The sequence below is a fragment of the Acidovorax sp. Root217 genome, assembly GCF_001428645.1.
GTDB lineage: Bacteria > Pseudomonadota > Gammaproteobacteria > Burkholderiales > Burkholderiaceae_C > Acidovorax.
In genome coordinates, this window is the sequence record NZ_LMIH01000012.1 from 182934 (window position 1) to 208377 (window position 25444).

Annotated in this window: 23 protein-coding genes; 11 read left to right on the plus strand and 12 right to left on the minus strand. The window is 68.8% G+C overall.

The features are described 5' to 3' along the window. Positions 1 to 5 precede the first annotated feature (5 nt). The gene (gspF, locus tag ASE31_RS10990) at positions 6 to 1238 is read right to left on the minus strand and encodes a type II secretion system inner membrane protein GspF (RefSeq protein ID WP_057202466.1); all 1233 of its coding nucleotides are present in this window, start codon (positions 1236 to 1238) and stop codon (positions 6 to 8) included. A 117-nt stretch (positions 1239 to 1355) separates the two neighbouring features. Continuing rightward, on the minus strand, positions 1356 to 2384 hold the full coding sequence (locus tag ASE31_RS10995; RefSeq protein ID WP_057201686.1) for an LLM class flavin-dependent oxidoreductase: 1029 nt from the start codon (positions 2382 to 2384) through the stop codon (positions 1356 to 1358). Positions 2385 to 2586: 202 nt separating this feature from the next. On the opposite strand from ASE31_RS10995, the gene ASE31_RS11000 reads away from it, so the two are divergent. Beyond that, positions 2587 to 3072: a CZB domain-containing protein gene (locus ASE31_RS11000; protein ID WP_057201687.1), complete on the plus strand. Its 486-nt coding sequence runs from the start codon at positions 2587 to 2589 to the stop codon at positions 3070 to 3072. 164 nt (positions 3073 to 3236) lie between these two features. On the opposite strand, the gene ruvC is transcribed toward ASE31_RS11000, so the two are convergent. Genes ruvC through ASE31_RS11015 form a run of 3 tightly spaced genes read right to left on the minus strand, consistent with a single transcriptional unit; the run spans position 3237 to position 5528 of the window. Further along, entirely contained in the window at positions 3237 to 3785 is a 549-nt protein-coding gene (gene ruvC / locus ASE31_RS11005; RefSeq protein ID WP_057201688.1) for a crossover junction endodeoxyribonuclease RuvC, read from the minus strand. Further along, complete coding sequence (locus ASE31_RS11010; RefSeq protein WP_057201689.1) at positions 3782 to 4774, minus strand: phosphatidate cytidylyltransferase; 993 nt, start codon at positions 4772 to 4774, stop codon at positions 3782 to 3784. Before ASE31_RS11010 ends, ruvC begins: the two co-directional genes overlap by 4 nt. 1 nt (position 4775) lies before the next feature. Continuing rightward, positions 4776 to 5528 carry a lysophospholipid acyltransferase family protein gene (locus tag ASE31_RS11015; protein WP_057201690.1) on the minus strand — a complete coding sequence of 251 codons (753 nt, stop codon included), beginning with the start codon at positions 5526 to 5528 and terminating at the stop codon, positions 4776 to 4778. A 137-nt stretch (positions 5529 to 5665) separates the two neighbouring features. On the opposite strand from ASE31_RS11015, the gene ASE31_RS11020 reads away from it, so the two are divergent. The 3 genes from ASE31_RS11020 to ASE31_RS11030 all read left to right on the plus strand — a co-directional run bounded on the left by ASE31_RS11020 (position 5666) and on the right by ASE31_RS11030 (position 9151). Then, a complete protein-coding gene (locus ASE31_RS11020) occupies positions 5666 to 6667 on the plus strand; it encodes a LacI family DNA-binding transcriptional regulator (protein ID WP_057201691.1) in 1002 nt (333 codons plus the stop codon). Positions 6668 to 7094: 427 nt separating this feature from the next. Then, on the plus strand, positions 7095 to 7955 hold the full coding sequence (locus ASE31_RS11025; RefSeq protein WP_057201692.1) for an RNA ligase family protein: 861 nt from the start codon (positions 7095 to 7097) through the stop codon (positions 7953 to 7955). Between the two features lie 44 nt (positions 7956 to 7999). Next, on the plus strand, positions 8000 to 9151 hold the full coding sequence (locus ASE31_RS11030) for an AAA family ATPase (protein ID WP_057201693.1): 1152 nt from the start codon (positions 8000 to 8002) through the stop codon (positions 9149 to 9151). On the opposite strand, the gene ASE31_RS11035 is transcribed toward ASE31_RS11030, so the two are convergent. Continuing rightward, a complete protein-coding gene (locus tag ASE31_RS11035; protein ID WP_235514410.1) occupies positions 9133 to 10044 on the minus strand; it encodes a helix-turn-helix domain-containing protein in 912 nt (303 codons plus the stop codon). The two genes, ASE31_RS11030 and ASE31_RS11035, sit on opposite strands and share 19 nt — an antisense overlap. Before the next feature lie 75 nt (positions 10045 to 10119). Here ASE31_RS11035 and ASE31_RS11040 point away from each other — a divergent pair, with 75 nt between their 5' ends. Then, positions 10120 to 11535, plus strand: a complete 1416-nt coding sequence (locus ASE31_RS11040) for a cytochrome P450 (RefSeq protein ID WP_082604127.1) — start codon at positions 10120 to 10122, stop codon at positions 11533 to 11535. Between the two features lie 15 nt (positions 11536 to 11550). Here the strand turns inward: ASE31_RS11040 and mtgA are convergent, their stop codons facing one another. From mtgA to ASE31_RS11065, 5 genes are read right to left on the minus strand one after another with little or no spacing between them, the layout of a single operon-like run. Next, entirely contained in the window at positions 11551 to 12285 is a 735-nt protein-coding gene (gene mtgA / locus ASE31_RS11045; RefSeq protein WP_057201695.1) for a monofunctional biosynthetic peptidoglycan transglycosylase, read from the minus strand. Between the two features lie 25 nt (positions 12286 to 12310). Beyond that, positions 12311 to 13171 (minus strand): shikimate dehydrogenase, encoded by an 861-nt coding sequence (gene aroE / locus ASE31_RS11050; RefSeq protein ID WP_057201696.1) that lies wholly within the window; start codon positions 13169 to 13171, stop codon positions 12311 to 12313. A gap of 12 nt (positions 13172 to 13183) precedes the next feature. After that, the gene (locus ASE31_RS11055) at positions 13184 to 14044 is read right to left on the minus strand and encodes an energy transducer TonB (RefSeq protein ID WP_057201697.1); all 861 of its coding nucleotides are present in this window, start codon (positions 14042 to 14044) and stop codon (positions 13184 to 13186) included. After that, complete coding sequence (locus ASE31_RS11060) at positions 14041 to 16113, minus strand: ribonuclease catalytic domain-containing protein (RefSeq protein WP_057201698.1); 2073 nt, start codon at positions 16111 to 16113, stop codon at positions 14041 to 14043. The genes ASE31_RS11055 and ASE31_RS11060 overlap by 4 nt, the downstream gene beginning before the upstream one ends. A 46-nt stretch (positions 16114 to 16159) precedes the next feature. Further along, the gene (locus ASE31_RS11065; protein WP_082604128.1) at positions 16160 to 16678 is read right to left on the minus strand and encodes a pilin; all 519 of its coding nucleotides are present in this window, start codon (positions 16676 to 16678) and stop codon (positions 16160 to 16162) included. 196 nt (positions 16679 to 16874) lie between these two features. On the opposite strand from ASE31_RS11065, the gene ASE31_RS11070 reads away from it, so the two are divergent. Then, positions 16875 to 18452 carry a Wzy polymerase domain-containing protein gene (locus tag ASE31_RS11070; RefSeq protein ID WP_057201699.1) on the plus strand — a complete coding sequence of 526 codons (1578 nt, stop codon included), beginning with the start codon at positions 16875 to 16877 and terminating at the stop codon, positions 18450 to 18452. Here ASE31_RS11070 and ASE31_RS11075 read toward each other — a convergent pair. After that, positions 18435 to 19019, minus strand: coding sequence for a YqiA/YcfP family alpha/beta fold hydrolase (locus ASE31_RS11075; protein WP_057201700.1), 585 nt, complete (start codon positions 19017 to 19019; stop codon positions 18435 to 18437). The two genes, ASE31_RS11070 and ASE31_RS11075, sit on opposite strands and share 18 nt — an antisense overlap. Before the next feature lie 140 nt (positions 19020 to 19159). Between ASE31_RS11075 and ASE31_RS11080 the strand changes: the two genes are divergently transcribed. The 5 genes from ASE31_RS11080 (at position 19160) to ASE31_RS11100 (ending at position 25439) form a co-directional block, all read left to right on the plus strand. Continuing rightward, positions 19160 to 21517, plus strand: coding sequence for an HDOD domain-containing protein (locus ASE31_RS11080; protein ID WP_057202471.1), 2358 nt, complete (start codon positions 19160 to 19162; stop codon positions 21515 to 21517). A 47-nt stretch (positions 21518 to 21564) separates the two neighbouring features. Beyond that, positions 21565 to 22743 carry a rod shape-determining protein RodA gene (gene rodA / locus ASE31_RS11085; RefSeq protein WP_057201701.1) on the plus strand — a complete coding sequence of 393 codons (1179 nt, stop codon included), beginning with the start codon at positions 21565 to 21567 and terminating at the stop codon, positions 22741 to 22743. A 96-nt stretch (positions 22744 to 22839) separates the two neighbouring features. Continuing rightward, positions 22840 to 23175 carry a YegP family protein gene (locus tag ASE31_RS11090; protein ID WP_007854175.1) on the plus strand — a complete coding sequence of 112 codons (336 nt, stop codon included), beginning with the start codon at positions 22840 to 22842 and terminating at the stop codon, positions 23173 to 23175. 76 nt (positions 23176 to 23251) lie between these two features. Next, entirely contained in the window at positions 23252 to 24736 is a 1485-nt protein-coding gene (gene tldD, locus ASE31_RS11095; RefSeq protein ID WP_057201702.1) for a metalloprotease TldD, read from the plus strand. A gap of 166 nt (positions 24737 to 24902) precedes the next feature. After that, positions 24903 to 25439, plus strand: a complete 537-nt coding sequence (locus ASE31_RS11100) for a hypothetical protein (RefSeq protein ID WP_057201703.1) — start codon at positions 24903 to 24905, stop codon at positions 25437 to 25439. The last annotated feature ends 5 nt before the right edge of the window (positions 25440 to 25444 follow it).

Sequence of the window (25444 nt, forward strand, 5' to 3'; positions counted from 1 at the left end):
TCGATCTACTTGACGAACTGGTTGAGCTGAATGATGGGCAGCATGACCGCCAGCACGATGGCCATCACCACCAGGCCCATGGCCACGATCAGCAGGGGTTCGAGGATGGTCGCCAGTTGCATGGCGCGGCGCTGCACCTCCACCGACAGCTGGGTGGCGGCGCGCTGCAGCATCAGCGGCAGCTGGCCCGTCTGTTCGCCCAGGCGCGCAAACATCGAAAGCAGGCCCGGAAAGCGCTTCTTCTGCGCCAGGGCCGATGCCAGCGGCGCACCCTCGCGCACCAGCACCAGGGCGTCGAGCGCGTCGGCGCGCAGGGCGCGGTTGTTGAGGGTTTCGGCTGCGGCCTGCAGGGCGCGCAGGATGGGCACGCCGGCACTGGCGAGCATGGCCAGCGTGCTGGCAAAGCGTGCCGCGTTGTAGCCGCGTGCCAGCTTGCCCACCAGGGGTAGGTTGAGCCAGGCGGCGTCGAAGCGCTCGCGCACGCTCTCGGATTTGAGCGACCAGCGCAGGCCCAGCGCGCCAACGACCAGCACGCCGAACAGGGCCAGCCCATAGTTGCGCACCAGGGCGCTGATGCCCAGCATGAGGGTGGTGATGAAGGGCAGGGCACGCTTGGAGCCCGCGAACACGCTGGCCACCTGGGGCACCACATAGCCCAGGAGGAACATCACGATGGCGATCGCCACCAGGGTGACGATGGCCGGGTACAGTGCGGCGCCTATCAGCTTGGCCTTGAGGGCCTGGCGGTCTTCGAGGTCGTCGGCCAGGCGTTCGAGCACCAGGCCCAGGTTGCCGCTGTGCTCGCCGGCACCGATCACGGCGCAGTAGATGTCCGAGAACTCGCGCCGGTGCTGGCCCAGCGCACGGGCAAAGGTGGAGCCGGCGTTCACCTCGGCGCGCAGGGCCGCCACCAGATGGCGCTGCCGTTCGTCGTCGGCCTCGTCCGAGAGGGCGCTCAGGGCGCGTTCCAGCGGCAAGCCCGAGCTCACCAGCCCGGCGATCTGGCGTGTCCAGATGGCCAGCCCGGTGGCGTTGAACACCGGGCGCGTGAACAGGCTGCGGTTCCAGCCGACGGCGGAGCCATCGAGCCGCTGCCCGGTCTGCACCAGTTCCACCGCGATCGGCACCAGGGCCTGGGCGCGCAGCTGCCCGCGGGCGGCCTTGGCGGTGTCGGCCTCCATCAGGCCTTTGCGGGTCTGGCCCTGGGCGTCCAGGGCTTCAAAGGAAAAAGCGGGCATGCAGGTGGGGGTGGGCGGTAGCGACGTGCACAAATGCACCGTCATCAGCCTACGATGGTAGCGGCAACGGACCGTCCTGGCCGTGACGCTACGCTCCCACCGGTTACAAGTCGGGTCTCAGGCGGGCACCGCCATGCCCAGGGACGCATGTGCCTGCGCCGCAATCTCCAGCGAACGCAGCCGCAGGGCCGGCTCGTACACGTCGCTCACCAGCATCAGCTCGTTGGCACCGGTTTCGCGCACCAGGTCGGCCAGGCCGGCCTGTACCGTCTCGGGCCCGCCGATCACCGCCGCCGCCAGGAAGTCGCCGATGGCCGCGCGCTCCTGGGGCTGCAGGCGTGCCGCGAAGTTCTCCACGGGCGGCAGCAGCAGGCGCCGGTCGCCGGTGAGGATGCCCAGCACGCGCTGGTAGGTGCTGCTGGCCAGGAACTCGGCTTCCTCGTCGGTCGGCGCGGCGATCAGCGGCACGCCGATGGCCAGGTAGGGCTTGGGCCAGGCGGCCGAGGGGCGGTACAGATTGCGGTACAGGTCAATGGCCTGGTGCAGCAGGCGCGGTGCGAAGTGCGAGGCAAAGGCATAGGGCAGGCCGCGCTCGGCAGCCAGCTGCGCCGAGAACAGGCTCGAACCCAGCAGCCAGATGGGCACATTCGTGCCGGCCCCAGGCGTGGCCACCAGGCGCTGGCCGGGTTCGGCCGGGCCGAGCAGGCGCTGCAGCTCGGCCACGTCCTGCGGAAAGTCGTCGGCCGTTTCCACGCGGCTGCGGCGCAGGGCACGCATGGTCGCCTGATCGGTGCCGGGCGCGCGGCCCAGGCCCAGGTCGATGCGGCCGGGGTACAGCTCGGCCAGGGTGCCGAAGGCCTCGGCCACCACCAGTGGCGCATGGTTGGGCAGCATCACGCCGCCCGAACCCACGCGGATGCGCGAGGTGCCACCCGCGATATGCCCCACCAGCACGGCCGTGGCCGAACTGGCGATACCGGCCATGTTGTGGTGCTCGGCCAGCCAGTAGCGGGCGAAACCGAGCTTTTCGGCATGCTGCGCGGTGCGCAGGGCGATCTGCAGGGCCTCGGCCACGGTGCCGCCGTCGCGAACGGCCACCAGGTCCAGCATGGACAGGGCGGTGCGGGGGAAAACAGGTTCAGTCATGCGCGCATTGTGGTCCGGTCCGGCCGGGGGCGCTTGCGTCCGGGCCAAGAGCCGAGGCTGGCAGCAGGGCCGCAGTGCACACGCCGGCAGGGGTATGCCATTTTTTGGTAGCCAAAACACAAAACGCTACACAAAATGTTTCAAATGGGTGTGGCAGCTCTGGTACCAGAGGCCCCGCCTGCATACCAACACGGGGTTGCACATGGGTTTTTTCAGCCGACTGTTCAAGATGCGGGAGCAAGACCCGACCAGTCCCGACACGACCTGGGCCATGGAAGACAACGGCAGCGAGCTCGTGCTGGATGCCGAGTACGCCACCATGCTCATGACCGAGATCGATATCGACGCGGCCATCGCCAGCCATGAAGGCTGGCGCCTGCAGCTGCAGGACATGGTCAATGGCCGCTCCAACGAGGTCATGCGCCCCGAGCGCATCTGCCAGGACGACCGCTGCGACCTGGGCCGCTGGCTCAACGGCACTGGCCGGGTGCGGCTGGGCCACTACCCCGCATTCAGCATGCTGGTGGCGCGGCACAAGTATTTTCACCAGCAGGCGGCTGCCGTGGTCATGCTGTTCCAGGCGGGAGAGCAGCAGCAGTCGGTGCAATTGCTCAACAGCAGCTGCCGCCATGCGTCCAACCAGGTGCTGCTATTGCTCAAGGAGCTCAAGCGGGGTGTGGGGCGGTAAATGCCTCAGGCAGGTTGTCGCATAACGGACTTTCACTCCGTCGATTGCTGGTGGCGGCGTCCGAAATGGACGCACACGTAGACCAGCGCCACCGTGGAACTGGCTTTGCCAGGCCACTGGTGGCGTCCCCCTCAGGGGAAAGGCGCGAAGCGACTCAGGGGGGGTCAGTAACTCCTGCCGCCCTTGTACATGGCGTGCTGGCGCCGCTGCAGCGTGCCTGCTTCTCCCAGGCGGGCCATGGCGGCGCCTGCGTGGGCGTGGGTGATGGCCATGCCCAGGCCGTCGGCGGCGTCGGTGCCGGGCAGGCCGGGTAGGCTCAGCAGGCGGCGCACCATCTCCTGCACCTGGCTCTTGGCGGCGCGGCCATGGCCGACCACGGCTTTCTTCATCTGCAGCGCGGTGTACTCGGCCACGGGCAGGTTGCTGGCCACCAGGGCGGTGATGCAGGCGCCGCGCGCCTGGCCCAGCAGCAGGGTGGACTGGGGGTTCACATTGACGAATACGATTTCGACCGATGAGGTGTCCGGCTGGTAACGCGCCACCACCTCGGTGATGCCGTCGAACAGGATCTTCAGGCGCCCGGGCAGGTCGCCCAGGGCCAGCGTGGTGGTGCGGATGGTGCCGCTGGCCACGTAGCTCAGCTGGTGGCCATCCATGTCCACCACGCCGAAGCCGGTGGTCTGCAGGCCGGGGTCGATGCCCAGGATCCTCATAGCCCGAAGTACCAGCGCACCGAGTGGAAGAACACCGGGGCTGCAAAGCACAGCGCGTCCACCCGGTCGAGCAGCCCGCCTGCGCCAGTGACCGACATGCCCTGCATGCCCCAACTGGTGATGCCGCGGTCGCGCTTGAGCGCCTTCATCACCAGGTGCCCGAGGCTGCCGGCCACGCAGGCCAGCAGGGCCATGCCCAGTGCCTGGCCGGGCTTGAAGGGGGTGATGAAGGTGAGCAGGCCGCCCACCAGGCCACCCACGGCCACGCCGGCGAGCCAGCTCACCCACTGAAAGCTCTGGCTCACCTGCGGTGCCACGGGCTTGTGCGGAAAGCGCCGGCCCAGCAGGTGCTGCACCACCATGCAGGTCTGCACCACGAACACCAGGAAGAACACCAGGAAGGCACCCTTGTCCTTGTAGCCCGGAAAGTCGAGCAGCAACAACGCCGGCACATGGCTCATACCGTACACACATACCATGATGCCCCACTGCAGCTTGGCATTGCGCTCCAGGAAGCGCTGCGGGTCGTTGGCCAGTGCGCTCACCACGGGCAGCGCCAGGAACACGTAGACCGGGATGAACACCGTGAACAGGTCGAAGTGCCGGCTGCCCACGATCCAGAACTGCAGCGGCAGCACCACGAAGAAGGCCAGCACCAGGCTGCGGTGGTCGCCCCGGCGCGTGGGCGAGAGCGTAATGAACTCGCGCAGCGCAAAAAAGCCGACGATGGCGAACAGCACGGTGGCCACGGCATCGCCCAGCGCCCAGCCGATCCAGAACACGGTCGCCATGGCCCACGAGGTCTTGAGCAGGCCCCAGAAGCGCTTGGCTTCGAGCGCATCGGCTTCGGCCTGGGGGTCGTCGCTGGACTGCTCGCGCAGCATGCGCACGTAGGCCCAGATGGTGACGATGGACAGCAGGCCGAACACCACGAGGAACAAGGCACCGATCTGCTGGGTGGCCGTCAGGTTGCGAAGGAAGGCGTTCATCTCACACTTCCCTCAATGCGATAACCGCACGGCGTGCGCGGTCGAGAAAAGGGCGGCGTTCCTCGTCGGGCTCCAACTGGATCGGGGCCCCGAAGGTCACCGAGCACAGGATGGGCACGGGCACCACTTCACCCTTGGGCATCACGCGCTGCACGTTGTTGATCCAGGCCGGCACCAGTACCACCTGCGGGAACATCTGGGCCAGCTTGAACAGGCCCGACTTGAAGGGCTGGGGCTCTTCGCCATGGCCCCGCGTGCCCTCGGGAAAGATCACGATGGAGTCACCGCTCTCCAGCGCCTTCACCAGAGGCGCCAGCGGGTCGCCCTCGGGCAATGCCGCGCGCAAGGCCTCAGGCGTGGGGGGCTTGGGCGGCGCCTCGGGCGCCGGGTCGGGCCCGCCGGCAGAGGCCGTTTCCGACTCGGGCAGGGCCACGCCGGCAACTACGGGCTCCACAGGGGCCGGGCGTGCCGGCGTGGCCTGCCGGTCCACGTACACGGCGTTGAACACGGCGGTGGTGATCCACTGGCGAAACGGCGTCTTGGTCCAGTAGTCCTTGGCGGCGATGGGGCGGGTGATGCTGCGCAGTTCCTCGGGCAGGGCCGCCCAGATCAGCACCATGTCGGCATGGCTCTGGTGGTTGGCGAAGTAGATGCGCTGCTCCGCCTTCGGGGGGCAACCATACCAGCGGGCCTGGGAGCCGGTCAGGAACCGCACTATTCCCAGAAGGAGGAGACTCATCAACTTGGCAAGCATGGCGCGGATGATACGGGCGAACCCGCGTGACCTTGCTGAGCAGCGCAGGAGGCACCTGCCCTGGGGTGCGGGGGGCTGCCGGCGGGCGCATGGGGGCGCGCGTTCCCGCGCATACTGTCTGGCTTTTGCGCCGCCCCATGAAAAAGCCCCAAGTCTTCACCGTTCACGACATCGCCCGCATGGCCGGTGTGTCCGCCATGACGGTGTCGCGTGCGCTGAACACCCCGGAGCGGGTTGCGCCCGCCACCTTGCTCAAGGTGCGCGAAGTGGTCAGCCAGACCGGCTTCGTCCCCAACGGCATGGCCGGTGGCCTGCGCTCCTCGCGCGCCCGGCTGGTGGCCGCGGTGCTGCCCACGCTGACGGGGCCGGTGTTCCAGGAAACCGTGCGCTCGCTGAACCAGGCGCTGGACGAACGCGGCTACCAATTGATGATCGGCCAGAGTGGCTACGACGCCTCGCGCGAGGACGCGCTGCTCGACGCCATCATCCGGCGCCGGCCCGATGGCATCGTGCTGACCGGCATCATGCATTCGGTGGAAGGCCGTCGCCAGTTGCTGGCCGCCGGCATCCCGGTGGTCGAGACCTGGGACCTGACGCCCACCCCCATCGACATGCTGGTGGGTTTCTCCCACGAAGGCATCGGCGAGGCGGTCTGCCAATTCCTGTACCAGCGCGGCTACCGGCAGCCCTTGCTGCTCGGCGCCAACGATGACCGGGCGCGCCTGCGCATGGGCGGGTTTCGGCGCGCGGCCCGGGCACTGGGCCTGGCGGCCGAGGTGCCTGCGGTGCTGGTGCCAGCACCCACCACCCTGGGGTCGGGGCGCAGCGGGCTGGTGACAGCGCTGGCCGACCACCCCGACACCGATGCGGTGTTCTGCAGCTCGGACATGCTGGCCCTGGGGGTGCTGATCGAAGCCCAGGCGCGCGGCCTGTCGGTACCGGGGCAACTGGCCGTCGTGGGCCTGGGCGACCTGGAGTTCGCCGCCAGCCTGCAGCCGGCCCTGACCACGGTGCGCATCGACGGCACGCGCATCGGCCGCACCGCCGCCCAGTTCATCGATGACCGCGCGGAAGGCCGCCCGGTCGATCAGCCCATCGTCGACATCGGCTTCGAGATCGTCTCGCGCGCCAGCGCATGATGCCCTGGCGCATCCCTGCGCCACCCTGTGTGCACACGGCCAGAAGCGGTGCGGGAGGCGCACAGACAGCGCCTGGCTGTGGCAATAAAACACCAGAGTTGCGCGCTGTTCTTGAAAACACCGGCGCTCGCCCGTAGCATTCGCCCTCTTTCAAAAATCCTCACCTTCGAGACCGACATGCCCCGCATCCCCCGTTCCTGCTGAACGACACGCCACACGAAGCCCGCGGCCTCAAGCCTCGGGTCATGCCATTCGTGTGGGCATGCGGGCAAGCCAGCCAGTTCCCTGGTCGCACACCGTGCGCCCGGCCCCTGAACTGCCTGCCTTGAGCCAGCCACCCATGGTCACCTGCTGACCTTCTGCGTCGTCTTCGGCCCCTGTCCCAGGCCTTGCTTGCTGCCTGGTTCCCTGCCTGCCGGAGACTTCCATGACGCACACCTTTCTGCACAACCGCGAACTCGCGAAATACCCCCGTACGCCCCATCTGCAGGGCTCCCGCTACCAGCCCGGCGACAAGGGCGACCCCGTTCCCTATGCCGAGCTGTTGGGCAAGACCATCGTGGTGGAGGAAAAGCTCGACGCCGCCAACGCTGGCCTGAGCTTCGACGCTGCGGGCCAGTTGCTGCTGCAGTCGCGCGGCCACTACCTCGACGTGGACCGCCTGGGCGGCCGCGAGCGCCAATTCAACCTGTTCAAGCAATGGGCCCGGGCGCACGAGGGCCGGCTGCTCGACGTGCTGGAAGACCGCTACGTGCTGTACGGCGAGTTCATGCATGCCAAGCATTCGGTCTACTACGACGCGCTGCCGCACCTGTTCTGCGAGTTCGACATCCGGGACCGCCGCACCGGTGACTTTCTCGACACACCCGCCCGGCATGCCCTGCTGGCCGGCGTGCCCGTGGTCTCGGTGCCGGTGCTCTACGCCGGCCTTGCGCCGCCGCGCGTGCAGGCGCTGCAGGCACTGCTGGCGCCATCGCTGGCGCGCACGGGGCAGTGGCGTGCCGCGTTCGAGGACGAGGTGGCGCGCCAGGGGCTCGACCTGGCCCTGCGCTGGCAGCAGACGGATCGGTCCGAGCTGGCCGAGGGCCTGTACATCAAGGTGGAGGAGGGCGGCCGGACCGTGGGGCGCTTCAAGCTCGTGCGGCCGGACTTCATCCAGACCATCCTGGATTCGCAGTCGCACCACAGCGAGCGCCCGGTCATCCCCAACCGCCTGCGTGCGGGCGTGGACCTGTTCGGTCCCGAGGTCGACAAGCGCTGGCCCTTGGCTGGCGACGGCCGCCTCTGAGCGCAACAACCCCCACGGCGGGCCCACCCGCCCAGGAGAATGCAATGACGATATTTCAATGGAAAGACGTGCAGGGCCTGGTCCCTGCCGCAGGCGGCGCGCCTGATCTGGGCGCCTGCCTGGAGGCCTTCCCGCAACTGCGGCTGGCCGCCACGACGCCGCAGGACCCCGTGTTCCACGCAGAAGGCGATGTATGGACCCACACCGCCATGGTGCTGCGCGCGCTGCTGGACAGTGCCGATTACGCCGCGCTGGAACGTGCCGACCAGGAGGTCGTGTTCCTCGCCGCGCTGCTGCACGACGTGGCCAAGTGCAGCACCACGGTGGTGGACGAGGCCACGGGCCGCATATCGCAGCCCGGCCACTCGCGCAAAGGCGCCATCGACACGCGCATCGCGCTGTGGCACGCCGGTGCGCCGCTGGCCGTGCGCGAGGCCATCTGCCGGCTGATCGCCGTGCACCAAGTGCCGTTCTTCGCGCTGGAGACCTCGCGCAAGGGCACATCGCCAGAGTTCACCGTGCGCCAGCTGTCCTGGCAGGTGGACCTGCACCTGCTGGCCCTGCTGGCCGAGGCGGACATGCGCGGCCGCGTCTGCCCCGACCTGCAGCGCGCGCTCGATGCCATCGAGCTGTTCCGCGAACTCGCACGCGAGGAAAACTGTTATGGGCAGCCGCGCGCCTTTGCCGATGCGCACACCGCGCTCAGCTACTTTCGCGGTGCCAACGTGCACCCGGACTACGCCCTGCACCAGGAGCCTGGCTCTCGCGTGGTGGTGATGTCGGGCCTGCCGGCTTCAGGCAAGGACACCTGGGTCGCCACCCACCACCCCCGGCTGCCCGTGGTGTCGTTCGACGATGCGCGTGCGCAGCTGGGTCTGCGCCATGGCAAGAACGAGGGCATGGTGGCCCACCACGCGGTGGAACAGGCCAAGGCCCTGCTGCGGGCGCGCGAACCCTTCGTGTGGAACGCCACCCACCTGTCGGACCAGATGCGCGCCAAGACCCTGGACCTGTGCCTGGCCTACCACGCCGAGGTGGAGATCATGTATCTGGAGCAGCCGCGAGCAGAGTTGCTGGCCCGCAACCAGCGGCGCGACACCTCGCTGTCCAACAAGCGGCTGCTGGAGATGCTGCTGCGCTGGGAGGTGCCGCTGCCTACCGAGGCGCACCGGGTGAGCTATGTCCAGAGGCGATAGACCCAGAAGGCCTCGTCGCGGCGAATGCCGTCGTACAGCGCCTGGGGCGCATAGCCGGTGATGCGCCGCGTGACGCGGCACAGGTGCGACTGGTCCGAGAAGCCGGCGCCTGTGGCCACCTCGGCCCAGCGCACCGGGGATTCGGCGGCGTCCGCGGCCAGGGTGTCGAAGAAGGCCTGCTCGGCCTTGCCGAAGCCGCGCAGCTCGCGCAGCGGCAGCCCGGCCCAGCGCTTGATGCGCCGCTCCAGCTGGCGCAGGCTGCGGCCGGGCGCCGAATGCGCCGCGCGCTGCGCCAGGTGCGTGGCCCAGTCGGCATAGCGCTGCGTGGCAGTGGAGGCCCCGGGCCTGCAGGCCTGCCAGCGCGGCAGCAGAAACTGCTCCAGGCATTCCATGCGGGCCGCGTCGTCGGGCTGGTGCTGCACCGCCTCGCACAGGGCCAGCCAGTCGCGCGGCAGCAGCGTGGTGGCGTCCACCGTGCGGTCGGTCAGGTGCTCGGGCGCCAGGCCGGTGAGCAGGTGCAGCGCATCGGGCATGAACATCACCATCATGGCGTGCGTGGGCTCGGCGCACCAGCTGGTCGAGGGCCGGGTCTGCGGGCCTGCCAGCACCCAGCGCCCCGCGAAGGGCTCGCGCGGGCTATTGAGGTCTGGCATGCTGCCGGGCCGCTCGGGGACCAGGCATTCGCTGCGGCCCGTGAACCACCAGCTCAGGCTGCACAGCGGCGTCGCGGGAAAGCGGTTGATGCGTTCTTCATCGCTGAGCGCATGGCCCAGCGTGCTGCGCACGATGGTGCCGCGCACGCAGGCCGACAGGCCGGCATGCGGTAGCCACAGCTGGCCCGAAGGAATGAGCCCATCGGGGTGCCGGGCAGAAAGGGGTGCCTGAATGGCCATGGAGCCCGAGTGTAGGGGAGAGACGATGTCGCAATCGTTCAATACGCCGGTGGCGGGGCGCACCACCATGCCGGCATGAACACAACCCTTTTCGACGACCTTGCGCGTGCCGCAGCCCCACCCGCCCTGCAGGCATCAGGCCCATCGCCGCGTTGGTGGGGGTTGCCGCTGCTGCGTGCCATGCGTGCCGACTACCTGGGCTTCGTCACCCGGCTGCAGCGCGATCATGGCGATCTCACGCGCATGCGGCTGGTCAACGAGGATGCCTGGGATCTCATGTCCCCCGAACTCGTGCGCGAGGCCCTGGTCACCCATGCCGAGCACCTGGTGCGCTGGGAGCGCGGCATCGAGGTGTTCGAGCAAGTCTTCGGCCAGAGCGTGCTGGTGACCGAGCACGCCACCTGGCAGCGCCAGCGGCGCATGCTGATGCCTGCCTTCGCGCCCAAGCGGGTGGCAGGCTATGCGCAGTTGATGACCGGTGCCGCGCAGGCCGCGCTGGACGCGGCCGTACCGGCAGGCCAGGCCGAGGCCCTGGTCGGCATGGAGGGGCTGTGGACCGGCGTGGCCATGGACGTGATCCTGCGCACCCTGTTCGGCGAGTCGGCCAAGGAAGACGCGCGCGATGCCGCCTGGGCTACCCAGACGCTGTCGGCCGCTGCGTTCTCGGAGATGTTCATGCCCTTCACCCTGCCCGACTGGCTGCCCCTGCCGGGCAAGGCCGCCAAGCGCCGGGCGCTGCGCCTGCTGCGGGGGCTGGTGCAGCGCCACATCGACCAGCGGCACGCCCAGCAAGGGCTGGCGTCCACGGCGGACCGCAGCGACCTGCTGCAGATGCTGCTGGTCCTGCGCGACGAGGCCACGGGCGAGGCCCTTTCGCCTCAGGAGGTGTTCGACCAGTGCATGGTCAGCTTCCAGGCAGGGCACGAGACCAGCGCCACCGCCCTTTTGTGGTGGAGCCGGCTGATGGCCGAACATCCCGAGGCGGCACAACGCGCCCAGGCCGAAGTGGACGCGGTGCTGCAGGGCCATGTGCCAGGCCCGGAGCACATCACGCAGTTGCCCTGGCTGGCGGCCACCCTGAAGGAGGCCATGCGCCTGTACCCGCCCGTCGCCGCCGTGATGAGCCGGCGCACCACGGCACCCATCACGCTGGGCGGTGTGGCTGTGCCCCAGGGGGCGATCCTGCGCATCACGCCCTGGGTGCTGCACCGGGGCGGGCGTTGGTTTGCGCAGCCCGAGCGCTTCCTGCCCGAGCGCTTTCTGGAGGGCGCGCCCGAGATACCCCGGGGGGCGTGGATTCCCTTCGGCCTGGGGCCGCGCGTGTGCATCGGCCAGCACTTCGCGATGCTGGAGATGGTGCTGCTGGCGGCGATGCTGCTGCAGCGCTATACCCTGCGGGTGCCGGACGCGGCGCCGCCCCTGCAGCCCCGGCTGCATGTGACCCTGCGGCCGCAGCACCCGGTGCAGCTGCTGCTCAGCCGGCGCGCCTGAGGTTTCGTTGGGTTCTCAGGGCAATTCAGCGCTGTTCATCCGCGCCAGGATGGTGCGCGTGCGCCCTGCCAGATAGGCCGATCCCGGCGTCTTCTCAAAGCGTTTGGGGGCCGGCAGCATCACGGCCAGGCGGGCCGCTTCGCTCGGGGCGAGGCGGTTGGCGCTCTTGCGAAAGTAGTGCTGGGCGGCGGCTTCGGCGCCGAACACACCCTCGCCCCATTCCACGCTGTTGAGGTAGATCTCCAGGATGCGCTCCTTGCTCAGCAGTTGCTCCAGCAGCAGCGTGAGCACGAACTCCTGCCCCTTGCGCAGCAGGGTGCGCTCGCCCGAGAGCAGCAGGTTCTTGGCCAGTTGCTGGGTGATGGTGGAGCCGCCACGGATTTTGGGCGCGCGCTGGGGTTTTTCCGGGGCTCGGTTCTGTGCCTTGGCGGCCTGGGCTTCGGCCTTGGCGTTGCGCTCCCAGGCCTTCTCGATGGCAGCCCAGTCCACGCCGTCGTGGTTGGCGAAGCCGTCGTCCTCCGAGGCGATCACTGCGCGCTTCAAGTGGTCCGATATCTCGCCATAGGGCATCCATTGCTGGCGCCAGCGCACCTGGCCGCTGCTGGCCAGTTGCACCCAGGTCTCGGAGCGCTGGAAGCTGGTGGATTCGGGGTTGACGACCACCATGGCTGCGATGCGCAGCACGAAGAACAGCTGCAGCGCCAGCGCGGCGAACACCACCAGGCCCAGCCAGCGCAGCACGGCTTTCATATGCGGGCTCTTTTTCTTGCCAGGTTCAGTGCTGGGGCTGCAGCGCCAGTTGCGCCTGCAACTCGGCCAGCACCTGGGATGACGGGGGACGCACGCCGCGCCAGAAGGCAAAGGCCTCGGCCGCCTGCTCCACCAGCATGCCCAGGCCGTCGCGCGGCACCGCGCCATGGGCGGCAGCCCAGTCCAGAAAACCCTGGGCCGCAGGGCCGTACATCATGTCGTAGGCCAGGCCACCAGGCCGCAGCACACTCGCCGCCACGGGCACGGCCTCGCCCGCCAGGCTGCTGGCCGTGGCGTTGATGACCACGTCGAAGTCGCCGGCCACGGCATCCAGCGTGCTGGCCGCGAGCTGCGCGCCGAGCTCTGTGGCCAGGGCATGGTGTGAATGCACCAGCGCCTGGGCCTTGGCCAGGGTGCGGTTGGCAATGGCGATGCGGCGCGCACCTGCCTGCAGCAGCGGGCCGAGCACGCCGGCCGCCGCGCCGCCGGCACCCACCAGCAGCACATCGCGGCCCTGCAGGGCCACGCCGGCATTGCGCGTGATGTCGGCCACCAGGCCCAGGCCATCGGTGTTGTCGGCGTGGATGCTGCCATCCGGGCGGAAGGCCAGGGTGTTGGCCGCGCCGGCCAGTTGCACGCGCTCGCTGCACTGCGTGGCCAGCAAGGGCGCCTCGATCTTGAACGGCACGGTGACGTTGCAGCCGCGCCCGCCCAGTGCCGCAAAGTCGCGCACGCCCTGGGCAAAGCCGTCCAGCGCCACCAGCCGGCGCTCATAGGCCAGGCGCTCGCCAGTCAGTTCGGCAAAGCGGGCGTGGATGGCCGGCGAGCGGCTGTGCGCCACCGGGTTGCCCATCACGCAATACAGGTCGACGGTGGCTTGGCTCATCTCGAAGGGGGTTCAGCGAACAGTGGTTTCCAGCGTCTGGTCGCGGGTGAAGCGAAAGCGCGCCACCATGGCGATCTGATCGGCCTTGGCGCGCATTTCCTGGTTGAAGGCGCCGAACGGGCCGGCGGCGCGGGCAATGGCCTCGGCCCGGCGGTCCAGCGTGGCATTGCCCGAACCCTGCACGATCTCGGTCTCCAGCACGCGGCCGTCGTGGTTCACGGTGACGATCATCGTCAGCTCGCCATAGAGTTTGCGGCCGCCCTGCTCGGGGAAGTTCTCGGTGCCCTTGTCCTCGACCTTGCGGCGCAGCGCGTCGTAGTAGATCGCATAGGCCTCTTCGCGCGTGGCGGGGCTGATATAGCGCTTCTTGGGGCGCGAGTTCTCTTCGTTGATGCGCTTTTCGATCTCGGCCAGCAGCTTGACCAGCTGGCGGCGCTTTTCGTCCTGCGACGACTGCTCGGCGCTCTGGCTGGGCTTGCGCGGATCGGGGGGCGGCATGGCGGCCAGCTGCTTGCGCAGTTGCGTGAGCAACTGGGTCTGCTGCTCCTGCATCGCGTCCATCTTGCGCTGGGCTTCTTCGAAATCGTCACCCATGGCGGTCAGCGCCGAGTAGGGCAGGGGGCTGGTGGCCCGGCCTTTTTCCGCATCGCCGCCGCCTGCTAGGTTGGACTGGGCGATGGCCTGGGCCTTATCCGGGCGTTCGTTGGACTTGGCATTGACCAGGATGACTTCGAGCGGCGTGTCCTGGAACACGCGGTTGAAGCCCTCCGGGTCGATGAAGCGCACGGTGATGAGCGCCGCATGCACGGCGATCGATACGCCGAGCGCAAGCTGCAGCGTGCTGAAGGTGCGGAAGAAGGCAGGCAATTTCACGGCGTCAGATTATCAGCGCTGGCGGGCGCTTCGGCTTCGTTCATGTCCACGGCAATGGCGATCGGGCCGGCCACGGTCTCGTCGTCCTCCTCCGCCGCCTCGTCGGCACCGGCTTCGGACTCGTCGCTGTCTAGGCGCTCCAGCACCGTGCCGTGGATGTCCAGCGTGATCTCGTCGATCTCGCCGAGCTTCACCAAGAGGCGTGCGCCGCGCGGCAGGTTCTGGGCACCCAGCACCGGGAACACCAGCGGGATATCGTCGGCCCGCACCAGGAAGCTGCCGCCCGGGCCTTCCTTGAAGACGGTGGCGGTCAGCTCCGTCAGCCCGTTCTGCTGCACGTACTTGAGCGTCCAGAAGCGCTCCATGCCGCCCTGGTAGCCGTTGTAGGCGCTGTAGGCGCCGTCGAAGCTGCTGATGATGGAGAACAGGTCGGCGTCCTTGGGCTTGAACGGTGCGGCCAGCGCCGCCGTCTTGCCGTGGCGCGCGCAGGCAATGATCTGCCACTGGTTCACGAGGTCGGTGTAGCGGCGCAGCGGCGAGGTGGCCCAGGAATAGCTTTTCACCCCGATGCCCGCATGCGGCAAGGCCTTGGTGCCCATGCGCACCTTCACGCCCGGCGCCATGCTGGCTTGGCTGCGGTAGATGCCGGGCACACCCAGCTCGGCCATCCAGCTGCCCCAGGTGCTGTTGGCCACGATGGCGGCCTCGGCCACGATCAGGTCCAGCGGCGCCCCGCGCTGGCGCGTGGTGAGCTGCACCGTCTCCGAGCCGTTGGGCTCGCCGCGGTCGTTGCCCACCAGGCGGAAGTTGTAGTCCGGCCGGTTGAAGTTCTCGGGTTTGCCGCGCACCACCTCGCGCTGCGCTTTGAGGCTCTTGGCCAGGCGGAACAGGAAGGACAGTTGCTCGCGCAGCTCCGATACGCGCGCTGGCGTGCCCTCGACCTGCACGGCGGGGTCGGTCAGCCAGGCCTCGGTCACAATGTGGTCGAGCTGGTCGTGGCGCAGGTTGGCCAGCACCGGCACCCGCTCCAGGCGGGTTTCGGTGGAGAGGATCTCCAGCGTGGTCTCGTTGACGGTGACGTACAGCGACACGGCGGGGTTGGCCCGGCCTTCGTCCAGCGTGTAGATCTGCACCACCTCGTCGGGCAGCATGGTGATCTTGTAGCCCGGCATGTACACGGTGGACAGGCGCGCGCGCCCCAATTGGTCGATGGCACTGCCCGGCTGCACGGCCAGGCCGGGCGCGGCGATGTGGATGCCCAGCACCACGGTGCCCGTGCCCAGGCCTTGTACTGACAGCGCATCGTCGATTTCCGTGGTCTGCGAATCGTCGATGGAATAGGCCTGCACGCTGGCCAGCGGCAGGTCGTCCGGCGGCTGGGGGGCGGTCAGTGCCGGGAAGCCCGTGCCCTTGGGGAAGTTCTCGAACAAAAAGCGCTTCCAGTGGAACTGGTAGGCCGAGTCGATGGCGCCGGCCTTTTGCAGCAGGTCCAGGGGCGCGGTGTGCGTGGCGCGGCTGGCGTCGACCACGGCCTTGTACTCAGGCGCGTTCTTGTCCGGCTTGAACAAGATCTTGTAGAGCTGGTCGCGGATGGGCTGCGGGCATTCGCCCCGGCCCAGGGCTGCGGCCCATTCGTCGATCTGCGCCAGCACGGCCTTTTTCTTCTCGATGGCGGCCAGCGCCTGCTGCAGGATCTCGGCCGGTGCCTTCTTGAAACGGCCCTTGCCCGCGCGGCGAAAGTAATGCGGTGCCTCGTACAGGCGAAACAGCGCGCCGGCCTGCTGGACCAGAGTGGCGTTTTCGGAGAAATAGTCGCGCGCCAGGTCGGCAAAGCCGAAATCGTCCTCGGGCGCGAATTCCCAGGCCAGGTCCAGCTCGATGGTCTCGGCCACGGCCTGCGCCTGGGCCACCAGCTCGGATGGGGCGGGTTTTTCGAACTTCAACAGAACGTTGGCGGCCTTGACCTTGACCCGCTTGCCCGAATCGAGCTCGACTTGGGCCGAGCTCTCGGCTTCGGACAGGATACGGCCGGCCATGAACTTGCCGGCTTCTTCAAACAATGCATGCATGGGCGGCATTCTCCCATGGGGCGCCCCCCGTCTCTGGCGAGACGGGTCAGGATCCTGCCGGGCCCATGCAATCCAGGGGGGTGGCAATGGCCGGGATGTTCGTGGAGTTCGCCCCTTGCGCGGTCATCTTGTCCGGCACCTTGGCCTTGCCGCAGACCCAGGCAATGGGCACCTGCGGGAAATCCGGCACGATGGCCGGCCGCAGGGTCAGGATCTTGCCTGCGATGGCCTTGTTGGCCTTGTTGCCGTAGACGATGTTCACCGCCCCGCCGGCCACGGTGACCTTGGCCACGTTGGTGCTGACGATGCGGTCCTCGGGCGGCAGGCCGGCGGCGGCATTGTCGGCCGGCATGGTTTTCTTGAGCGCGTAGTGCACGGCCACCGCCTGCTTGACGAACTCGACCATGGCCTGGCCCTCCTTGACCTGGGTGCGCAGCATCCGGTCCTGGTACGAGGGCAGGGCCATCAAGGCCAGCACGGCCACGACAGCGACGACCATCATCATCTCGATCATCGTGAAGCCCTGCGGGCGATGCAGGGAAGGGGGGCGCTGCGGGTGGTTCATGGCGGTGGTGCAAGACCCGGTCAGGGGACGATGGGCGGGATGGGTGCAAATATAAGGGCTTGTGGGCGCTGCCGGGGTGGGGAGGGCCGGTGCCGCCGGGAACGGCATGGCCTGCATGGCCGGATCGCCGCAGCGCGGGGGCTCTATGATTCGCGGCTTCCCTTTCCCTGCGCAACCCGCTTCCCCCGTCTTCCTGATGCTGATCGATGCCATTGCCGCACCGCTGACTTTGCTGGCAGTGGCCCTGCCCTTCCTGTTTTCCGTCACCACCCCGCCGTCCACCAATGTCTGGCCGCTGCTGGCCTCATGGTCCTGCGCCACGTTGCTGGCGGCGCTGGCATGGCAGCGGGCGCTGCGCTCGCGCCGCCACCCAGGCCTGTGCGATGGCGGCGCCACGGCGGCGAACCAACTGGCGCTGGGGCTGCTGCTGGCTGCGGTCGTCGGGGGCGCGATCTGCCTGGTGCAGTATTTCGGGGGCGATGTGGGCATGGCGCCCTGGATCAATGCCTCCACCCCGGGCCAGGCGGTGGGCAACCTGCGCCAGCGCAACCAGCAGGCCTCTCTGGTGGCACTGGGCGTGTGGGCGCTGGTGTGGCTGGTGGCGCAGTGGCATGCGCGCAGCCAAGAAGGACGGGTGCGGGCCGCGCCAGACTGGCTGATGGGGGTGGGCATCGGCTGGGCCCTGCCCATCTTGGCACTGGCCAGCGCCGCCACGGTCTCGCGTACCGGGGCCGTGCAGTGGCTGATCATCGTGGCCCTGCTCCTGTGGTGGCGCCGCTCGACCGGCCGGCTGGCACTGGGGGTGGCACTGGGCGGGCTGGCGCTGTACATCGCGGCCGCATGGCTGCTGCCCGTGCTGCTGCACACGTGGAGCGGGGTGCAGGCCGAGGACCTGTTCAACCGCTTCTCGGGTGACAGCCACCAATGCACCAGCCGGCGCGTGCTCTGGTCCAACGTGCTCACGCTGATTGCCCAGAAGCCCTGGACAGGCTGGGGCTGGAACGAACTCGACTACGCGCACTACATCACCCTGTTCCCCGGGGAGCGCTTTTGTGTGCTGCTGGACAATGCCCACAACCTGCCCCTGCACCTGGCCGTGGAGCTGGGCCTGCCGGCCGCCGTGCTGCTGTGCGGCGCTGCGCTGGCCTTCATCGTGAAGGCACGGCCCTGGAGCGAGACGGATCCGCTGCGCCAACTGGCCTGGGGCATCCTGGCCATCATCGGCGCGCACAGCATGCTGGAATTTCCGCTGTGGTACGGGCCCTTCCAGCTGGCGGCCCTGCTGGCGCTGGTGCTGCTGTGGCCGCGCCGCCGCCCGCCCGCGCCCCCTTCGCCGGCAGTGCTGGGCGCCACGGCCCTGGTTCTGGTGGCGGCTGCCCTGCTGATCGCCTGGGTGGCGCACGACTACCACCGCATCAGCCAGCTCTACAAGGTGCCTGAGCGGCGCGACCCGGTCTACCGCGACATGACCCCGGCGACCACGGCCCCCACGCTGCTGTTCTCGGACCAAGTGGATTTCGCCCGGCTGCCGGCCATGGCCCTCACGCCGGCCACGGCCCAGGAGGTGTACGCGCTCTCGGGCGAACTGCTGCACTACTCGCCCGAGCCCCGCGTCATCGAGAAGCGCATCGAAAGCGCGCTCATGCTCGGCCGCGACGACGAGGCGGCCTACCACCTGCGCCGCTACCGCATCGCCTACCCCAAGGATCATGCGCGCTGGCTGAACAAGGAGACGCCGGCCTCGCGCGCGCCGGGATCAAAGCCGCAGGAATGAGTCCACCAGAGGCAGGTGCGCCTCGAAACCGCTGAGCGCGTGGTCGCCGCCGTCGAGCAGTTGCAATTGCGCCGCCGGGTAGCGTGCCACCATTTCGCGCCAGTCCAGCACCTCGTCGCCCTTGGCGACGATGGCCAGTTCGGGGCCTGCGGGTGGTTTGCCGCGCACATCCAGGGCCTGCAGCTCGCCGATGTACCCGGGCAAAAAGAAGAAGCGCTCGGCCGGATCGTGCCAACTGGTCTGCTCGCCGATGTAGCGTGCCAGGTCGCGCGCCGGGTCCACCGCAGGGTTGAGCATCACGCTCGGACAGGAGAGGTGCTGCGCCACCCAACTGGCATAAAAACCGCCCAGGGAGGAGCCGACCACCGCACTGGAGGCGCGGGGCCAATGGGCCACGGTCTGCTCCACCAGGTCCATGGCCTGGCGGGGCGAGGGCGGCAGTTGCGGGCACCAGAAATGCACGCCAGGGTGCCGGCTTGCCACATGGGTGGCCATCTGCCGCGCCTTGGCCGATTGCGGGGAGGAACGGAAACCGTGCAGATAGAGAAGGTGGGTGGTGCGGTTCATGGATGGAGGCAGCCGAAAAGCGTGTAACAAGCGCTCAGGGCAGGGGAATCACTGCGTTGGGACCCCTTGCACGGGCATAAGATGTTGCAAAGTGTATGCCGCAGCCTGCGATACCGCGCCCCGCCCTGATTCTCCCGACCATGACCGATTTTGCGCCGCTTTCCCCCGCCCGCCGTTCCGCCTGGGTGGTCGGCGACCGGGTGCCGCCGCCCCAGGGGCGGTTCGAGCTGCAGCAGGTGCTGGTGGCCAACGGGCAATTCACCCAGTGGCGGGCGCTGGACCGACGCGGGCAGCGCCCGGTCACCATCCGGCAGTGGGCGGTGGCGCCGCCACCAGCGGCGGCCGCGCTCGAGCGCTGGCTTGAGGCCGCCGAACGGGCCACCCACCTGAACCATGCCTTCATCGTGCCCGTGCTGGAGGCCGACGTCCTCGCGCGCCAGCCCCACATCGTGCACGAGCAGATGCTGGGCCCTACGCTGGCCGAGCACCTGGCGCGCCAGGGCCGCTGCACGCCGCACGATGCCGTCGCGCTGGTGGTGGACCTGCTCGATGCGCTGGAGGCCGCACATGGGGCGGGTGTGGTGCACGGCCGGGTGGACCTGGACCATGTCGCCATGGACCCACAGCGCCACGCGCGGCTGCTGGGCCTTGGCTGGCATGTCCCGGCGTTGGCTGCCGGGGAGGCATCGGCCAGCGCGGCAGACGACGTGCGCTCGGCCGCCCGGGTGCTGGTGCACCTGCTCACCGGCAGCCCCTGGGTGGGCGCCGCCGAGGCGGGGCGCGCCCTGCCCGCCGTGCTGATCGACGCCCTGGACGAGGGCTTGCGCACCCTGCTGCAGCGCGCCCTGGGCCTGGATGGCGCCGCGCCATTCGCGGGTGCCACCGAATTGCGCGATGCTCTGCGTGCCTGGGCGGCGCCCGCCAGCGCGCCCACGGCGGCCAGCAATGCCACGCTCGATTTCCTGCTGCGGCGCATGCGCCACAAAAGCGATTTTCCGGCACTGTCCGACTCGGTGACGCGCATCCAGCGCGTGGCGCATTCCGAGGACGACAGCATCAGCGACCTCACGCACGAGATCCTCAAGGACGTGGCGCTGACCCACAAACTGCTGCGCCTGGTCAACAGCGTGCACTACGCCCACGCGGGGCGCGGCACCATCAGCACGGTATCGCGCGCGGTCAGCCTGGTGGGTTTCAATGCCGTGCGCAACATGGCCATGAGCCTGGTGCTGCTCGACCACATGCAGGACAAGGCCCATGCCGAGCAGATGCGCGAGGAATTTCTGCGCTCCATGATGGCTGGCTCGGTGGCGGCCGAGCTGTGCGGCCCGGGGCAAGGCGCCGAAGAGGCCTTCATCGGCGCCATGTTCCAGAACCTGGGGCGCATGCTGTGCAGCTTCTACTTCCCGGAGGAGGCGCAGGAGGTGCGCCGCATCCTGGCCGGCGGCCGGCTCGAAGGCGGGGAGGAAGCCGCCGCCGTGCAAGTGCTGGGCCTGGGTTTCGAGGACCTGGGCACCGGGGTGGCGCGCGTCTGGGGCCTGCCCGAGAGCCTGCAGCGCTGCATGCGCAAGCCCCTGGGCTCGCCCACCCAGCGCCCGCCCGAGCAGGGCGCGGAGCGCCTGCGCTGGGTGGCGCTGGCGGCCAACGAGGTGGCCGACATCCTGCTGCACAGTGACCCCGCGCGGCTCGAAGAGCGCATGCAGGGCGTGGGCACGCGCTACAGCCGCACCCTGGCCCTGTCTCCCGCCGCCATTGCCGAGGCCACCTTGCGCGCGCGCCACAAGCTGGTGTCGCTGGCCGAAACCCTGGAGCTGCGCGTGCCGCCGGGCACGCCCGCCGCCCGCCTGCTCCAGCTGCCACCCCCGGCGGATGGCGACGCGGCTGTGCCGGAGGATGCCCTGGCGCCCCATGAACTCGGCGTCGGCGAGCTGCAGCCCCTTCCCGCCGTGCTGGCCTCGCAGGCCGGCGGGGCGGTGTCGGTGGCCCAGGTCAACGAACTGCTGTCCGCCGGCGTGCAGGACGTGACCAATGCCATGGTGGACACCTTTGCGCTCAACGACGTGCTGCGCATGATCCTGGAGACCATGTTCCGTGCGCTGGGTTTTCGGCGCATGGTGTTCTGCCTGCGCGACGCCCGTACCGAGGTGCTGGTGGGGCGGTTTGGCCTGGGCGAGGGCAGCGATGCCGCCGTGCGCGCGATGCGGGTGCCGCTCAAGGTGCCGGGCGACCTGTTCGCTGCCGTCTGCCTGCGCGCTGCGGACACGCTGATCAACGATGCCACCGACCCGCGCATCCACGCGCGCCTGCCCGAGTGGTACCGCACGGGGCTCAACGCGCCGTCCTTCCTGCTGCTGCCCCTGCAATTGAAGGGCCAGACCTTCGCACTGATCTATGCGGACCAGTCGGTGGCCGGCGGCATCGTGGTGGACGACAAGGCCCTGGGGCTGCTGCGCACCCTGCGCAACCAGGCGGTGATGGCCTTTCGGCAGGCGGGTTGAGGCGGGGTTGCCCGCCTGGCGGCTGGCCTGCACCCGATAATCGGGGGATGGCCGCCGTTTTTGAAAAGCCCTCCCTTGCCCAGCGCTTCACGCCCCTGTTCCGTGGGTTCGATCTGCCGTTGGTGCTGATCATCATGCTGCTCGCGGGTGCGGGCCTGCTGGCCATGTATTCCTCGGGCTACGACCATGGAACCCGGTTCATGGACCATGGGCGCAACATGCTCATCGCCAGCGCCATCCTGTTCATGGTGGCCCAGGTGCCGCCCCAGAAGATCATGGTGTTTGCCGTGCCGCTCTATGCGGCGGGGGTGGCGCTGCTGATCGCGGTGGCGCTGTTCGGCATCACCAAGAAGGGCGCGCAGCGCTGGGTGAACCTGGGCATCGTCATCCAGCCCAGCGAAATCCTCAAGATCGCCATGCCGCTGATGCTGGCCTGGTGGTTCCAGAAACGCGAAGGCACCTTGCGGCCACTGGACTTCGCGGCAGCGGGGCTGCTGCTGGCCATTCCCGTGGGGCTGATCATGAAGCAGCCCGACCTGGGCACCTCGCTGCTGGTGCTGGCGGCGGGGCTGTCGGTGATCTTCTTTGCCGGCCTGCCCTGGAAGCTGGTGCTGCCGCCGGTACTGATCGGCGGTGCCGGCATCGCCGTCCTGGTGCTGCTGGGCGACCAGCTGTGTGCCGACGGGGTGCGCTGGGTGGTGCTGCACGACTACCAGCAGCAGCGCATCTGCACCCTGCTGGATCCCACGCGCGACCCGCTGGGCAAGGGCTTTCACATCATCCAGGGCATGATCGCCATCGGCTCGGGCGGCGTATTCGGCAAGGGCTTCATGGCCGGCACGCAGACCCACCTGGAGTTCATTCCCGAGCGCACCACCGACTTCATCTTTGCCGCCTTCTCCGAGGAATTCGGCCTGGCGGGCAACCTCTTCATCATCACCTGCTTCCTGCTGCTGGTCTGGCGCGGGCTGGCCATTGCCATGGGCGCCACCAGCCTGTTCGGGCGCCTGATGGCGGGGGCCGTGTCCATGATCTTCTTCACCTACGCCTTCGTGAACATGGGCATGGTCAGCGGCATCCTGCCGGTGGTGGGCGTGCCGCTGCCCTTCATCAGCTATGGCGGCACGGCCATGGTCACGCTGGGGTTGGCACTGGGCATTCTGATGTCGGTGGCGCGCTCGCAGCGCGCGGACCCCAAGGACGCACCGCCCGCCATGCAGGCATAGCGCGGGGACGGGAGCGGGGGCTTGCGCCATTGCCACGGCGGGCGCTTGGGGTTACAAGGGGCTCTACTGTTTCGACAACCCCACGGAGGTGCTCCCATGGCGTCCAAGTTCGAGCTCAAGAAGTCCAGGAACGACAAGTTCGTCTTCAACCTGCTGGCTTCCAATGGCCAAGTCATCCTCACGAGCGAGTTGTACGAATCCCGGGCCAGCGCTCTGAACGGCATCGAATCGGTGCGCAAGAATGCGGCCGACGATGGCCGCTACGGCCGCCTGTGCGCCAAGGACGGCTCGCCCTACTTCACCCTCAAGGCCGGCAACGGCCAGGTCATCGGCCAGAGCCAGCGCTACTCGGGCGAAAAAGCGCGCGAAGCGGGGATCGAATCGGTGAAGGCCCATGCCCCCGATGCCGTGGCCGACGACCAGAGCGCCTGACCCCACCCGCTGCCTTGCAGGGATGGTCGGTGCCCCTGCGCCGCACGGGGCCTGCCCACGAGCCTAAAATGGCTGCATGACCTTCAGCTCCTCTACTGCCGCGCCCCAGCGTGCGTCCACCACCCAGCGCATCGACGTTGCCCGGCAACTGCTTCTGGCACCCTTTGGCCTGGATGAAAGCCATCTGGCGCGCGCGCTGGCCGAGATCCGCACGCACCAGGTGGACGATGCGGACCTGTACTTCCAGTACACGCGCAGCGAAGGCTGGAGCCTGGAGGAAGGCATCGTCAAGACCGGTTCCTTCAGCATCGACCAGGGCGTGGGCGTGCGTGCCGTGAGCGGCGAGAAGACGGCGTTTGCCTATTCCGACGATATTTCCGAGGCCTCGCTGCTCGACGCCGCGCGCACCGTGCGCACCATCGGTGCGGCATCGCAGGCCGGCCGGGTGAAGGTGGCGTCGCAGAAGATCGCCACCAGCCGCAGCCTTTACCCTGGCGTGGACCCGATCGCCACGCTTGACAGCACGGCCAAGGTGGCCCTGCTTGAGCGCCTGGAAAAGCGCGCCCGAGCCAAGGACCCGCGCGTGGCCCAGGTCATGGCCGGCCTGGCCAGCGAATACGACGTGGTGCTGGTGGCGCGTGCCGACGGCACCCTGGCCGCCGACGTGCGCCCGCTGGTGCGCCTGTCGGTCACGGTGATCGCCGAGCAGAATGGCCGCCGCGAAATGGGCTCGGCCGGCGGCGGTGGCCGCTTCGGCCTGGCCTATTTCGACGACGAGCAGATGGGCCAGTATGTGGACGAGGCCGTGAACGCGGCCCTGGTCAACCTCGAATCGCGCCCGGCCCCGGCGGGTGAGATGACCGTGGTGCTGGGCTCGGGCTGGCCCGGCATCCTGCTGCACGAGGCCATCGGCCACGGGCTGGAGGGTGACTTCAACCGCAAGGGCTCCTCCGCCTTCAGCGGCCGGATCGGCCAGCGCGTGGCGGCCAAGGGCGTCACGGTGCTGGACGACGGCACCATTGCCGACCGCCGCGGTTCGCTCAACGTGGACGACGAGGGCAATGCCAGCCAGCGCAACGTGCTGATCGAGGACGGCATCCTCAAGGGCTACATCCAGGACTCGCTCAACGCGCGCTTGATGGGCGTTGCGCCCACCGGCAACGGCCGGCGCGAGAGCTATGCCCATATCCCCATGCCACGCATGACCAACACCTACATGCTGGGCGGCGACAAGGAGCCGGCCGAGGTCATCGCCAGCATCAAGAAGGGGCTGTATGCCTCCAACTTTGGTGGCGGCCAGGTGGACATCACCTCCGGCAAGTTCGTGTTTTCGGCCAGCGAGGCCTACTGGGTCGAGAACGGCAAGATCCAGTACCCCGTCAAGGGCGCGACCATCATCGGCAGCGGCCCAGAATCGCTCAAGAAGGTGACCATGATCGGCAACGACATGCGCCTCGATAGCGGCGTGGGCACCTGCGGCAAAGAGGGCCAGAGCGTGCCCGTGGGCGTGGGCCAGCCCACGCTGCGCATCGAGGGCCTGACGGTGGGCGGCACGGCCTGATCGGACCTGCCGCCCAGGGTGGCAGGTCCGGGCAGGGCATGCAGTGTTGCGTGCCCACGCCATCGGTGCCACCCATTGCCCGCAATTGGCCGGTCTTCACCCGCCAAATGGCATGCCTGGGGCTTGCACTTAGCCGCGCAGGGCCTGCGCGGCGCACAATCTCTCCATGCCTGCCACGCGCCCCAGTCTGCAGCACACACTCCAGTCGTTTGGCGACATCAGCCGGTTTCTGCGCGAGAGCGTGGCCGACGAGGATTCGCGCCAGTTGCGCGACAGCCTGAGCGGCCTGTCCAACCACATCGACGAGGCGGTGCGCACGCGCCGCACCAGCACCGATACGGCGGCCATCACGCGCCGGGTGGTGAGCCTGTCGCACTGTGCGCGCGAGCACCAGCTGTTCCTCACGGGCTTGGGCTCGGCCTGGCATGCGCTCTACGAGTTCGGCGCCTACCAGCGCGCCCTGCGCGAGCTGCGCAATGCCGTCACCGCCTGGCAGCAGGCGCTGGAGCAGCGCAACACCCGTGAAAGCGCCTGCTTCGACCAGTTCGAGCTGCTCGCCTGGCGCACGCTGGGCGAGGCCCTGCTGCTGGTGGACATGTATGAGCACCAGAGCGAGCCGGTGAGCGAGCTGCCCGGCGACGAGCCGCCACCGCGCTCGGCATTGCAGCGTGCGGCCGCCTGGCTACGGCGCTGGAGAAGTTGATCTCC